13 protein-coding genes are annotated in these 12792 nt (G+C 40.8%); 7 read left to right on the top strand and 6 right to left on the bottom strand.

Features of this window, described 5'->3' with window-relative positions; all coding sequences use genetic code 11:
* Positions 1 to 9: 9 nt before the first annotated feature.
* From AC1M9E_RS10615 to AC1M9E_RS10595, 5 genes are all read right to left on the bottom strand, one after another.
* On the bottom strand, positions 10 to 510 hold the full coding sequence (locus tag AC1M9E_RS10615; RefSeq protein ID WP_481607957.1) for a chalcone isomerase family protein: 501 nt from the start codon (positions 508 to 510) through the stop codon (positions 10 to 12).
* Positions 480 to 1058 (bottom strand): nuclear transport factor 2 family protein, encoded by a 579-nt coding sequence (locus AC1M9E_RS10610; protein ID WP_171260728.1) that lies wholly within the window; start codon positions 1056 to 1058, stop codon positions 480 to 482. The genes AC1M9E_RS10615 and AC1M9E_RS10610 overlap by 31 nt, the downstream gene beginning before the upstream one ends.
* A gap of 140 nt (positions 1059 to 1198) precedes the next feature.
* Positions 1199 to 2464: an OprD family outer membrane porin gene (locus AC1M9E_RS10605; protein ID WP_481607956.1), complete on the bottom strand. Its 1266-nt coding sequence runs from the start codon at positions 2462 to 2464 to the stop codon at positions 1199 to 1201.
* Positions 2465 to 2528: 64 nt separating this feature from the next.
* On the bottom strand, positions 2529 to 3875 hold the full coding sequence (locus AC1M9E_RS10600) for an MFS transporter (RefSeq protein ID WP_481607955.1): 1347 nt from the start codon (positions 3873 to 3875) through the stop codon (positions 2529 to 2531).
* Positions 3876 to 4240: 365 nt separating this feature from the next.
* Positions 4241 to 5050, bottom strand: a complete 810-nt coding sequence (locus AC1M9E_RS10595) for an IclR family transcriptional regulator domain-containing protein (protein ID WP_180000496.1) — start codon at positions 5048 to 5050, stop codon at positions 4241 to 4243.
* 155 nt (positions 5051 to 5205) lie between these two features.
* On the opposite strand from AC1M9E_RS10595, the gene pobA reads away from it, so the two are divergent.
* Positions 5206 to 6396, top strand: a complete 1191-nt coding sequence (gene pobA, locus AC1M9E_RS10590) for a 4-hydroxybenzoate 3-monooxygenase (protein ID WP_481590765.1) — start codon at positions 5206 to 5208, stop codon at positions 6394 to 6396.
* A gap of 77 nt (positions 6397 to 6473) precedes the next feature.
* Here the strand turns inward: pobA and pcaU are convergent, their stop codons facing one another.
* Positions 6474 to 7298, bottom strand: a complete 825-nt coding sequence (pcaU, locus tag AC1M9E_RS10585) for an IclR family transcriptional regulator PcaU (RefSeq protein ID WP_481607954.1) — start codon at positions 7296 to 7298, stop codon at positions 6474 to 6476.
* A gap of 272 nt (positions 7299 to 7570) precedes the next feature.
* Here pcaU and AC1M9E_RS10580 point away from each other — a divergent pair, with 272 nt between their 5' ends.
* The 6 genes from AC1M9E_RS10580 to pcaC all read left to right on the top strand — a co-directional run bounded on the left by AC1M9E_RS10580 (position 7571) and on the right by pcaC (position 12791).
* Positions 7571 to 8242, top strand: a complete 672-nt coding sequence (locus tag AC1M9E_RS10580) for a 3-oxoacid CoA-transferase subunit A (protein ID WP_035269637.1) — start codon at positions 7571 to 7573, stop codon at positions 8240 to 8242.
* 20 nt (positions 8243 to 8262) lie between these two features.
* The gene (locus tag AC1M9E_RS10575) at positions 8263 to 8916 is read left to right on the top strand and encodes a 3-oxoacid CoA-transferase subunit B (RefSeq protein ID WP_180028014.1); all 654 of its coding nucleotides are present in this window, start codon (positions 8263 to 8265) and stop codon (positions 8914 to 8916) included.
* A 23-nt stretch (positions 8917 to 8939) separates the two neighbouring features.
* Positions 8940 to 10145, top strand: coding sequence for a 3-oxoadipyl-CoA thiolase (gene pcaF / locus AC1M9E_RS10570; RefSeq protein ID WP_035269641.1), 1206 nt, complete (start codon positions 8940 to 8942; stop codon positions 10143 to 10145).
* Positions 10146 to 10207: 62 nt separating this feature from the next.
* Complete coding sequence (pcaB, locus tag AC1M9E_RS10565; RefSeq protein ID WP_488224776.1) at positions 10208 to 11566, top strand: 3-carboxy-cis,cis-muconate cycloisomerase; 1359 nt, start codon at positions 10208 to 10210, stop codon at positions 11564 to 11566.
* Positions 11563 to 12345, top strand: a complete 783-nt coding sequence (locus AC1M9E_RS10560) for an alpha/beta fold hydrolase (RefSeq protein WP_488225210.1) — start codon at positions 11563 to 11565, stop codon at positions 12343 to 12345. The genes pcaB and AC1M9E_RS10560 overlap by 4 nt, the downstream gene beginning before the upstream one ends.
* Positions 12346 to 12392: 47 nt before the next feature.
* Positions 12393 to 12791, top strand: a complete 399-nt coding sequence (gene pcaC / locus AC1M9E_RS10555; RefSeq protein ID WP_035269644.1) for a 4-carboxymuconolactone decarboxylase — start codon at positions 12393 to 12395, stop codon at positions 12789 to 12791.
* Position 12792: the final 1 nt, after the last annotated feature.

Below are 12792 nucleotides of genomic sequence, written 5' to 3'. Positions count from 1 at the left end.
GCGACACGATTAGTCCAATAATTGCTTTTTTAAAGTATCACTAAATGGAGACGAACCCAGCCAAATATTAAAATAATCATTGGCATTCATGTATTGAACTTTACCCAAAATTTTTTGATTTAGACTCAAAGTTAAAGTCTGGGTCGTATGGGTATAGCTTAGACTGTAAATATCACCAGATCGAACGGGTTGATACAATTGTGTGATCTGGTCAAGCTGTTTCAACGTATTGGCTTGTTTGACATTTCGTTTGAGAAAGTGCGTTGCAGCCTTTTTAAAAGCCCATTCTGGTATATTTTGAGTATAAGCAAAGTCCATGCGAATATCTTGATTCTTCCAAGTGCTTTGACAATTTTGAGCGAAATAAGTTGCTTTACCGACATTTTTTTGTCCGACTTTGAGGTCTCCTTGACCACACTCACGCACACTTTGTGCATGCGCGAGTGGTAAGAAGAATAGACTCAAAGCAGAGAGGGCCATTATTGCGATTTTTTGAAAGGTAATAACCATGCGTATAATCCTCCAGCATATGGTAGTGAGCGAAATAAGCCATCAGCTGGGTCCCAAAAGTCTTGCTGGAACACAATTTTGTCTTGCTCATTGAGTTTTATTTCACTAATTCCATGTGATTCCATGCTTCGAGTCGTGCCGAAGATTTTAAAATCATATGCCATACGCCAATGCACATAGGCTGAGTCGTCAAAATGTGATGTGTTGAGCAATTTGACTGAAACATTACTGACACGGTTATTCATACCTTTGAAATGTTCGACTAGATTTTCACGCTTACTAAATTGTGAAAGTGTGTCATTGATATATAAACTGTCAGCATACAAATTGCTTGCTCGGTTAGTGAATTCAGGTGTACCTAAAGTATTGAATGCACTGGTAAAACGAACCCCTATATCTTGAGCTTTGGCAGGCGTCATGGTGATGCCTTGAACTGTCGATCTTGCTTGAGCATAATCATCAGAGTAACTTGGGATGCTTGCACAGCCTGATAAAAAGAGTAGAGGAAGGCTCAATGTCGCAGCCACAATTTTTTTGACGTGTTTCATGATCTCAATCCACTAATTTATTCTTATTTTTTAATCTACTGGCAATCTTGTGAAATGGATGTGAAATTAAAATATGAGCTGTGGTCGATGAAAGGTATTTGTGTTAAAGGGAGTTCCGTTGAACTCCCTTTAACTTTGTTTTATTTAAATTTCCAAGTGTAATCAATGTTGACACGCATTTCGTCATCCGACTTAAATGCCATACCTACTGGTGGGATATCGTTACGGTAGCGACTATAACGTGTACGAATATTTAAACCTTCGAGTTTACCCGCTGGAACACGATAGCTGAGCTCGAAATCAAGAGCATCTTGTTCAAACGTCTGATTGTCGGTGTTACGAATTTCAATATCATCGCCTTTACTATAACGAGTCATAAACTTTAGACCTTTCAATGAAGTGTCTTTAAAGTCATAGTCATAGCGTGCGTGATAGACTTTTTCATTAATGTTGGTGAAATCAGCACTCATACTATCTAAGAACACTGCTGGCTCTGAACCCGCTAAGGTCGGAAGAGCTGTATCACCAAAAGACTGCATATAGCCCAAACTGAAAGTATGATTGTTACGGTTAAGCCCAAAAATACCGCTCAAATGTTGATTTTCAATATGTCCTGCACGAGCTTGACCTGAGTCTTCACTCACAAACAGGCGTACATCCCCTAAGAAATGCCCAATACCTATATCATGTTTGCTTTTTGCACCAATGAAATTTTGGTGATAAACATCATGAAGGTTGGCATGAAAGAGTTGCGCACTAATTTGATCGTTAAATTTATATTCAGCACCAAGCATGTGTAAGCCAGATGATTCGGCAGCAGTCTTAAATCGATTATTAGGATTGCCAACTTTAATTTTTTCATAATCTGTTGAATCACGTTGATTCACACGATCCACATACAGGGCATGAATTTTCAAATTATCCACTTCATTGATTTGAAGATGTGTACCTCGATAATTTTGCTGGAATAAACGAGCTGGTGAAGAGAACAAAACAGGGAACATTGGTGCGAGTGTACCCCCATGTAAAGTCGATTTGCCCACTTTCGCTTTTGCCGTCCAGCGAATTTCTCCATACTGATCAGCTTTACCTGATGGACTGGTTGGCAGTAATCCCGAAGCTGCATAATCGTCGGCATCACTGCCTAAAAGATTAAAACCTGCCAGTGCCATAATGTCTAAACCTAGTCCTACGGTACCTGGTGTATAGCCTGAATTAGCTTTAAAGATAAAACCTTGAGCCCAGTCTTTCTGATCTTTACCTGATGCATCTTGTGTATATGCGCGATCAAAATAAAAATTGCGAGCTGTTAGATTGACTGATGCATCATCTATAAATGAATTTGCTTGCGTTGTTGATAGAAATCCAGACGCAATTACCCCTAAAAAGATTGCAGAAAATCTCATTATTGTCCCTATATGAAAAGTGGAGCTAGACGTCTTGTCTAGCTCTAAAGTATTTAAAAAATGATTATGCAGATGTTGGTTGTTGGAAATGCAATTGTGCAGTTTCTTTATTTTTGAGTTTTGAAATGCTTAATACCATGATAATGGCTGCAACGAATGCCAACGCATAATAACCGTAAAGTACAAGTGATGAGATACCACTGTCGAGGAAAGCACCTGCAACTAGTGGAGACAAAATACCGCCTACACGACCAAAACCAATCGCATAACCTACACCAGTCGCACGAACATCAGCATCATAGATTGCAGGAGACATCGCATATAGACCTGCGACACATCCGTTTGACATCATGCCAAGGAATAAAGCAAGAATGAATGCGATCATGAGTGAACCAGTACTGTTCACAAATAACCAGATCAAGATTGCAGTTAAGGCAAGGAAAGTCGCTTGAACATAGTAAATACGGATACGTGAACTAATCAGACCTAACAGCGCAGCACCAAACATACCGCCAGCACTAATCAGGACACCTGCTGTTACACCTTGTTCAGTGGTCATCCCATTTGCAGATAAGATTTTTGGTGTCCAACTCATGACGAAGTAGAAACCAAACATAACGAAGAAGAAGCTAAACCAGATACAAATCGTTTGAAGTGCCAATTTAGGGCTGAACAAACGTGCCAAACCACTCTTTGCTTGTTCGCTGGTCATAGTGACCGTAGGAAGTTGCTGTAATGGGGTAATATTGATTTTCTTTGCTAAAACATTAATACGTTCTAGAGCATTTTTTGGCTGTTTAACCAAAAGGTAATCAAGTGATTCTGGTAAGGTGAAATAAGACACGACCAACATGAATAAAGTCGCTAAACCACCTGTTAAGAAGACTGCACGCCATCCGAAATTGCTGATAAGCGCAATTGCAATAATCCCACCAACGGTTGCACCAATCGCGTAACCTGTACATTGTAAGCTGACTGCGAGACTTCTCCAACGCAGAGATGCGTACTCACTTGCAATAACATTACTACTTGCGAGAATACCGCCGATGCCTAAACCAGTCACAAAACGCATCATGCCAAGTTGCATTGCAGTCTGAGCAAATGATGCTGCAACCATACTTACTCCAGAGATAAGTAGGCAAAGTAAGATGAGTGGGCGGCGACCGATTTTGTCAGCCCAAGGTGCAAGAAATAGTGAGCCAGCACCCATACCAAATAGGCCAGCACTCAATAGTGCACCAAGTTCAGCGCCAGTCAGTCCCCACTCGGCAGAAACAGATGCAGCAGTAAAGGCCATGACAAGAACGTCAAAGCCATCAATAACATTTAATAAAATACAGATACCGATAACAAACCACTGAAACCCATTCATGGTCTTGTTATTCATTTCCTCACGCGGGTTCTGAACCATTTACTTTCTCCATGGAATAAGACCTCATTGAAAAGCACTACGTGTGGCATGTGATAACATGTCATTAACGTAGGCAGACTTCAGAAGTCATCCTAGTAATGTTTAAGGTGTTCATCGCAGTCAGAACCCGTCCATATTCTGGTATTGATGAAATAATCAACACGTCTGCAATGTGCATGAATTTAGCATTATTGGATCCAAATTCAAGCAAAAAAATATTAACTTAGATATATTTTAGATTAAATGGATCCATATTTGCGAAGAAGTACTTGAAAAATATACTAAAGTACTAGGGATTAAAAAAATGAACGCCTCAGTTAAAGAAAGGAAAAAAATCTTAAAAGTTCATTCGAATCTTCCGAATTTTATAAAATAGCGCGCAAATCATGAGCTACTTGTTTAAGCTGGGGCAAAATATTTTGGATTAAATATGTTTCTGTAATTCTGTGGCTGGATCCGATACAGTTGAGTGCGGCTACAGTATCACCTTGCATGTTGAGAATAGGGACAGCTAAAGCAATAATTCCCAATTCATGTTCTTCTGTAGAAATGCAATAGTCCTGTTTTTGAACAGTTGCAATAGTGTTTATAAACTTTTGATGATCTATGATGGTAAAAGGCGTTAATCTCTTGAGTGGATATTGTGCAAGCCATTGATTAAGTTCATCATGGCTCAATCTTGAGAGTAGTATTTTACCTGTTGAGGTGGCGTAGGCTGGAAGGCGATTACCTAGATGAATACCCAACGGACTCATTTTAGATGATTCGTTCTGTTGAGGAACACTTTTCGCAACAGGTACTACTTCATGTTCATCGAGTACCGTGACTGAATAGCTCAGTGCAGTTTTGATACTGAGTAAATTCAGCATAGGTTGAGCGACTTTTGGCAAATATGCAGAGCTTAGATAAGCACTTGAAAAGCGTAAAACTTTGTAGGTGAGCCAATAAAAATGTTCATCTGTGTCTAAATAACCTAAAAATTTTAAAGTTCTTAAATATCGTCGTGCTGCGCTTCGACTCAATCCTGTACGTTCAGCAATTTGGGTGACATTTAATTTTTGACGTTCAACACCAAAGCACTCTAATAGATTCAAACCTTTAGCAAGGCCTGCAATATAATCATCATATTGAATTACTTCTTTATTTTTAGCATTTGAAATCAATTCATTGCGCATGATATTGCTCTGATTTACACCCTTTAATTCTGATATCTTGTCCGATGATCGGTCATTTGTCACTAAATTCGGTCGTATTTAGGGCTAAAGTCTAGTACCTCAGTTGGAATTTCATTAGGTTTTACAAAAGGAAAAAAATTGAGGGTGTTTGCAATATGGAAATTTTAAAAACCAAAGTCGCGATTATTGGTTCAGGTCCAGCAGGTTTATTACTCGGTCAACTGCTATATAAAGCGGGTATTGATCATATTTTAATTGAACAGCGCAGTGCTGAATATGTTGCCAGTCGAATCCGTGCTGGGATTTTAGAGCAAGTTTCAGTAGATTTATTGACTGAAGCTGGTGTAGATCAGCAACTCCGTGAAAAAGGGTTACCTCATCAGGGTATTGAAATTCTAACCAATGGTGAAAAGCACCGTGTTGATTTAACGCAGTTGACGGGTGGTAAACAAGTTACGGTATATGGCCAAACTGAAGTCACCAAAGATTTAATGCAGGCTCGCACAGCGGCTCAACTCACTTCATACTATGAATCAGCTAACGTTCAAGTACATGATTTCTACGGTCAACCAAGTGTTACTTTTGAGCATAATGGTCAGCAAGTTAAAGTTGAATGTGATTTTATCGCAGGTTGTGATGGGTACCATGGTGTGTGCCGTGCCAGTGTGCCAGAAGACAAAATTAAAACTTTTGAGAAAGTCTATCCATTTGGCTGGTTAGGGGTATTGGCAGATGTACCTCCTGTTGCGGAGGAACTAATTTATGTGCAATCTGATCGTGGATTTGCATTATGCAGTATGCGTTCTAACACGAGAAGTCGCTATTATCTACAAGTACCGTTAACGGATAAAGTTGAAAATTGGTCAGATGAGCAATTTTGGGAAGAGTTAAAAAATCGTCTAGATCCTGAAAGCCGTGAAAAGCTCGTGACTGGTCCATCAATTGAGAAGAGTATTGCGCCATTACGTAGTTTTGTCACTGAGCCAATGCGTTTTGGTAAAATGTTCTTGGCGGGTGATGCTGCTCATATTGTACCGCCAACAGGAGCTAAAGGTTTAAACCTCGCTGCATCTGATATTGCGTATCTTTCTCAAGCTCTCATTGAATATTATCAAACGGGTTCTGAGCAGGGGATTGAGCAGTATTCTGAAAATTGCTTAAAACGTGTATGGAAAGCAGAGCGTTTCTCTTGGTGGATGACTCATTTATTACATCGTTTTGAGACAGAAACCGAATTCGAGCATAAAATCAAACAAGCTGAATTAAGTTATATTCTTGGTTCAGAAGCAGGGCAAACTACGCTTGCTGAAAACTATGTTGGACTACCACTCCAAAAAGCGAGTTAATCCTCGAAGTTAAGCTTAATCCATTGGCTAATTTTTAGCACACACCAAATTGTTCCACAATTTGGTGTGTTTTTTTATTAAACAAATTGTCTAAATTCAATCGAGGTTTGCTGTAATAAGGGCAGAATATACTGAATTAAATATTCCTTACTGGTTTTACCTGTCGGTGACACAATGTTCAATGCTGCGACAACATCAGCACGATGATTGTGAATAGGTACAGCCAAAGCATGTACGCCTAACTCATGTTCTTCAGCTGAGTAACAATATTCATCAGCTCTAACTTCTGCTAATAATTTTATAAATTTCTCATTATCGGTATACGTATATTTGGTGAGTGCTTTGAGTGGATATTTTTCCAACCATTCTTGTTGTGCTTCCTTGGATAAATAACTTAATAAAATTTTCCCTGCAGATGTCGCATGAGCGGGTAGTCGGTTACCTAAATGTAATCCATAAGGATTAACACGATCAGTCTGTTGATGCGCTGCACTACGTGCAATCGTAATAGCTTCGTAGCCATCTAATACCATCACGGAATAAATGAGAGAGGTTTGCTGAGTAAGTAAATTCAACAATGGCTGAGCAATTTTAGGCAGCTGTGCACCACTTAAATATGCACCTGAAAATTTTAAAATTTTAGGTGTTAAATAATAGTAATGACCATCAAACTCTAAATAACCTAAATATTCTAAAGTCATTAAATGTCGTCTTGCAGCGGCTCGAGTCAACCCAGTTTTTTCTGCAGCCATGGTCACATTTAAACGGTGACGGTCATTTGCAAAACAATCTAGGATAGCCAGTCCTTTGCTGATACCTGCAATAAAGTCTTCATGACGAATCCACTTTTTATTATCTGGATTTTGAAGTTGTCTGTTCCTTGGGTCTGATTCTGTAGACACAGCATTTTCCTTGCTATTTTAAAAATTGAATTATTGATGCTGATTTAGAATCTTGAGCAATATACTCAAGATATTGTTCGATCATCGAACAAAAAATCTGTAAATCGTACAAAAACCTTTTTTCAAGGTAGCTCAAGCTTTTTAATTTATCAAGAATGGAGTGACGGAATCCAAGCGATTTAGTTGCATATTTCAATCTCCGTCCAGATTGAAATTGCGCTAATCGTGGATTCCCCAAATATTAAAATATGTTGTACAGAGGGAGTTGTTGGATGATCGATAAATCGTCACAGTCTTTAGTTGAAGCTTTATCCCAAATTAAAGACGGTTCAACCATTATGATTGGTGGGTTTGGTACCGCAGGTCAGCCTGCTGAACTCATCGATGGCTTAATTGAACTCGGTATTAAAGACTTAGTGATCGTCAACAACAACGCAGGTAATGGTGATTACGGCTTGGCTAAACTGTTACAAGCAGGCGCTGTACGTAAAATCATCTGTTCTTTTCCTCGTCAGTCTGACTCTTATGTCTTCGATGAACTCTACCGTGCAGGCAAAATCGAGTTAGAACTTGTACCGCAAGGCAACTTGGCTTGCCGTATTCAAGCGGCGGGTATGGGCTTAGGTCCAATCTACACACCAACAGGTTTTGGTACTTTGCTTGCTGAAGGCAAACCAACCATGAATTATGAAGGTAAAGACTACGTTTTAGAAAATCCAATTAAAGCTGACTTTGCGTTAATTAAAGCGCATAAGGGCGATCGCTGGGGGAACTTGGTGTACCGTAAATCTGCACGTAACTTTGGTCCAATTATGGCCATGGCAGCAGATATCACCATCGCACAAGTATCAGAAGTCGTGGAACTTGGTGCCTTAGATCCTGAACACATCATCACCCCTGGGATCTTTGTACAACACGTTGTACAAGTTCAACCTGCGCAGTAATTTGAGATTGGAGAAATACAATGAGTTATCAAAAATTAACCCGTGATCAAATTGCTGAACGTGTTGCACAAGATATTCCTGATGGTGCTTATGTCAACCTTGGCATTGGTTTACCGACGAAAATCTCGAGTTACTTACCTGCTGACAAAGATGTCTTTTTACATTCTGAAAATGGTTTATTGGCCTTTGGTCCACCCCCTGCGGAAGAAGACCGTGACCCTGAGTTAATTAACGCAGGTAAAGAGTTTGTAACCCTGCTAGAAGGCGGAGCTTTCTTCCATCATGGTGATTCATTTGCCATGATGCGTGGTGGTCATTTAGACATCGCGGTACTGGGTGCTTTCCAAGTGGCAGAAAATGGTGATCTTGCAAACTGGCATACCGGTGCACCTGATGCCATTCCTGCTGTGGGTGGTGCAATGGACTTAGCCGTGGGTGCGAAGAAAGTCTTTATTACCACCGATCATGTCACTAAAAAAGGCGAACCGAAAATCGTTGCTGAGCTGACTTATCCTGCGACAGGTTTGAAATGTGTGGACCGCATTTATACGGACCTTTGTGTGATTGATGTGACGGCAGATGGCATGAAAGTCATTGAGAAAGTTGAAGGCTTATCTTTTGAAGAGCTTCAATCGATGACGGGTGCCAAACTCATTGATGCCACTCAGGCTTAAGACTGGTTTTAGGATCTTACACTATGAAAAACGCATACATCATTGATGCCATCCGTACGCCTTTTGGTCGTTATGCCGGTGGTTTAGCACCTGTCCGTGCGGATGACTTAGGTGCAGTGCCATTAAAAGCGTTAATGGAACGTAACCCTTCTGTGGATTGGAATGTCGTCGATGACGTTTTATTTGGTTGTGCCAACCAAGCCGGTGAAGATAACCGTAACGTCGGTCGTATGTCGGCGCTTTTAGCAGGTATCCCTTATACAGTACCTGCAACCACAGTCAACCGTTTATGTGGTTCATCACTCGATACCGTAGCAATGGCCGCGCGTGCCATTAAAGCTGGTGAAGCTGACGTGATTGTGGCAGGTGGTGTTGAATCTATGTCACGTGCTCCATTTGTGATGGGTAAATCTGAGAGTGCATTTGGTCGTAGTCAAAAGATTGAAGACACCACCATGGGCTGGCGTTTTATCAACCCGAAGCTTAAAGAAATGTATGGTGTTGAAACCATGCCGCAAACGGCCGAAAACGTGGCTGAACAGTTCAACATTAGCCGCGCTGATCAAGACCAATTTGCTTTAACCAGCCAACAACGTACGGCTGCAGCGCAAGCACGTGGTTTCTTTGATCAAGAAATCGTGCCTGTGACTATTCCACAGCGTAAAGGTGATGCGGTTGTGGTGGCAAAAGATGAACATCCTCGTGCATCAACCACTTTAGAAGCCTTAACCAAGTTAAAACCTGTTGTAAAAACAGACGGCACAGTAACCGCAGGTAATGCATCAGGCATTAACGATGGTGCTGCTGCGATTCTGATTGCGTCTGATGCAGCTGTAGAAAAATATGGTTTAAAACCTCGTGCCAAAGTGATTGGTGCAACCACTGTGGGGGTTGAACCTCGCATTATGGGCTTTGGTCCGGCACCTGCGATTAAGAAGTTACTGGCTCAAACAGGCTTAACACTAGAGCAAATGGATGTGATTGAGCTGAACGAAGCATTTGCAGCACAAGCATTGGCGTGTACACGTGACCTAGGTTTAGCCGACGATGATGCGCGTGTAAACCCAAATGGTGGTGCAATTGCACTGGGTCATCCATTGGGTGCATCAGGTGCGCGTTTGGTGACGACTGCTCTCAACCAACTAGAAGCAACTGGTGGCAAATATGCATTGTGCTCTATGTGTATTGGTGTGGGTCAAGGCATCGCTTTAATTATTGAAAAAGTTTAACAGCAATTTTTGGACAGACGCTTTATGGTGAAACACATGATGAAGCGTAATAGGGATAAGTTATGAGTCAGTTATATGCAAGTTTGTTTTATCAGAATGATGTAAATATCATATTTAGTGATGAAGCACTCGTAAAATATATGTTGCGTGCAGAGGTTGCACTGGCTCAAGCTCAAGCTGAAGTTGGTGTTATTCCCTTAATTGCTGCTGAAACGATTCAACGTGTTGCAGCACAAGAAATTCATTCCATTATTAATTTTGATCATTTGGCACAGTCCAGTGGTCTCGCTGGCAATATTGCAATTCCATTCGTAAAGCAATTCACTGCTGCTGTGAAAAAAATCAATGAAGATGCTTCTCGTTATGTGCATTGGGGTGCGACCAGCCAAGATATCATTGATACGGCCTTTATGCTGCAAGCTCAAGATGCGTTACAGCTGATCGAAAAGCAACTTATCCAGGCTATTCAGGCAACTAAAAAACTGACGATTCAATACCGTGATCAGGTGATGATCGGACGTACATGGTTGCAACAAGGTTTACCGCTTACCTTTGGACATAAAACAGCACGGTGGCTCTCTAGTTTAGATCGAGATTTAAAGCGTGTTCAGCAGTTACAGCAACATGTCTTAACAGCGCAGTTAGGTGGTGCGGTAGGTACTTTAGCTTCACTAACTGAATATGGTTCGGCTGTAGTGAGTACCTACGCACAAAAACTTGGTTTAAATACACCCGTATGTACATGGCATGGGGAGCGAGATCGTGTAGCCGAAATTGCACATGTACTTGCAACGATTACAGGAAACTTGGGCAAGATGGCCCGTGACTGGTCACTCATGATGCAAACAGAAATTGCAGAAGTGTTTGAACCGAGTGGTGCTGGGCGTGGAGGGTCATCGACGATGCCTCATAAGCGTAATCCTGTTGCAGCTGCTTCAATTCTAGCCGCTGCAAATCGCGTCCCTGCATTAATGTCAAGTATCTACCAAAGCTTAGTACAAGAACATGAACGAAGTTTAGGTGCATGGCATGCTGAATGGCTAGCGTTACCAGAGTTATTTCAACTGACGGCGGGTAGTTTAAGTAGAGCAATCGATGTATTTACGGGATTAGAAGTAGATCCTGAAAATATGTTCAGAAATTTAGAGTGCACGCAAGGATTAATCATGGCTGAAGCACTAATGATGTCACTCGCACCTCAGATGGGTCGATTGAATGCACATCATCTTGTGGAAGCTGCTTGTAAGCAAGCAGTTGCCGAACAACGACACTTACTCGATGTTGTACAAAATAATCCAGAAATATTAGCTATTTTTGATCTAGATCAACTCCGTCAGATTTTTAATCCGCAACATTATCTAGGAAATACTCAAGCACAAATAGATGCGGTACTAGAGAGCGTTCAAGGAAGTACACCATAATGACATTAATCAATAATCGTAATGGTCAGCAGCTTGCGGTCTATCGTTTTGGTGACGATACAAAACCAAGCATCATTTTTTCAAACTCACTGGGCACTAATCATGGCATGTGGCAAGCCCAAATTGATTATTTTTCCAAAGATTATGATGTGATTTGCTATGACACACGTGGTCATGGAAGAAGTAATGTCATTGAAAATACCACAATCATTGATTTGGCCAATGATGTCCTTGATGTACTCAATCATTTCTCTATAGAAAAAGCGCATTTTTGTGGTATCTCCATGGGGGGAGTTACTGGGATTCAATTAGGCATAATTGCACCAGAGCGTTTTAACTCTATTACGATTGCAAATTCAGCAGCAAAAATTGGAAATGCCGAGGCATGGTTGAGTCGTGCAGATGCGGTTGAACAAAATGGTTTGGCTGATATCGTCAGTACTACACATACGCGTTGGTTTAGTGAACAGTTTGATTATTTACACGATGTGACAGCTCAAAAAACCATTCAGAGTTTGTCTGTCACTCAGCCTAAAGGCTATGCAGCCTCTTGTCGTGCTTTAGCTCAGACGGATTTACGCAATCAACTTGGAAAAATTATTGTGCCTTGTTTGGCATTATGTGGCGGCTTAGATCCTGTGACCACAGTGAATGATGGTGAGTTTTTAAAACAACATATACCTGACTGTCAACTTGCAGTCATAGATGCATCGCATTTATCCAATATTGAGCGACCAGTTGAATTTAACCAAGCATTGCTTGCTTTTATTCAGTCTTAAGCACATCTGAACATCAAATAATTTCAATTTTAAAGAGGAACAACCTCATGAATGATGAAGAACGTTATAAGCAGGGGCTAGAAGTCCGTACTGAAGTCTTGGGTGAAGCCCATGTCGGGCGTTCACTTGAAAATTTAAATGAATTTAATGCTGATTTTCAAAACTTCATTAGTCGTTTTGCATGGGGTGAGGTTTGGTCACGACCAGGATTGCCAAGACATACACGTAGTTTGGTGACGATTGGAATCTTACTTGCATTGGGGCGTGAAGCAGAGCTCAGAATGCATATTCGTGCTTGTTTCAACAATGGCGTTACTAAAGATGATCTTAAAGAATTATTTTTGCATGCGTCTTTATATGCAGGACTTCCTGCAGCCAATGCTGCAATGCATATGGCAGAAGAAGTATTTGCAGAGTTAGGCATTTCGCCTGAGAAAATTAAATAAA

The organism is Acinetobacter sp. 24-47-47 (assembly GCF_057737035.1).
This window is presented reverse-complemented; position numbering and strand designations above follow the sequence as displayed.

Bases quoted from the DNA above. Each gene is read 5' to 3' on its own strand.
- pcaB (WP_488224776.1), top strand. From the start codon at position 10,208: ATGAGTCAGTTATATGCAAGTTTGTTTTATCAGAATGATGTAAATATC.
- AC1M9E_RS10615 (WP_481607957.1), bottom strand. From the start codon at position 510: ATGGTTATTACCTTTCAAAAAATCGCAATAATGGCCCTCTCTGCTTTG.
- AC1M9E_RS10595 (WP_180000496.1), bottom strand. From the start codon at position 5,050: ATGCGCAATGAATTGATTTCAAATGCTAAAAATAAAGAAGTAATTCAA.
- AC1M9E_RS10580 (WP_035269637.1), top strand. From the start codon at position 7,571: ATGATCGATAAATCGTCACAGTCTTTAGTTGAAGCTTTATCCCAAATT.
- pobA (WP_481590765.1), top strand. From the start codon at position 5,206: ATGGAAATTTTAAAAACCAAAGTCGCGATTATTGGTTCAGGTCCAGCA.
- AC1M9E_RS10610 (WP_171260728.1), bottom strand. From the start codon at position 1,058: ATGAAACACGTCAAAAAAATTGTGGCTGCGACATTGAGCCTTCCTCTA.
- AC1M9E_RS10605 (WP_481607956.1), bottom strand. From the start codon at position 2,464: ATGAGATTTTCTGCAATCTTTTTAGGGGTAATTGCGTCTGGATTTCTA.
- pcaC (WP_035269644.1), top strand. From the start codon at position 12,393: ATGAATGATGAAGAACGTTATAAGCAGGGGCTAGAAGTCCGTACTGAA.
- AC1M9E_RS10575 (WP_180028014.1), top strand. From the start codon at position 8,263: ATGAGTTATCAAAAATTAACCCGTGATCAAATTGCTGAACGTGTTGCA.
- pcaF (WP_035269641.1), top strand. From the start codon at position 8,940: ATGAAAAACGCATACATCATTGATGCCATCCGTACGCCTTTTGGTCGT.
- AC1M9E_RS10600 (WP_481607955.1), bottom strand. From the start codon at position 3,875: ATGGTTCAGAACCCGCGTGAGGAAATGAATAACAAGACCATGAATGGG.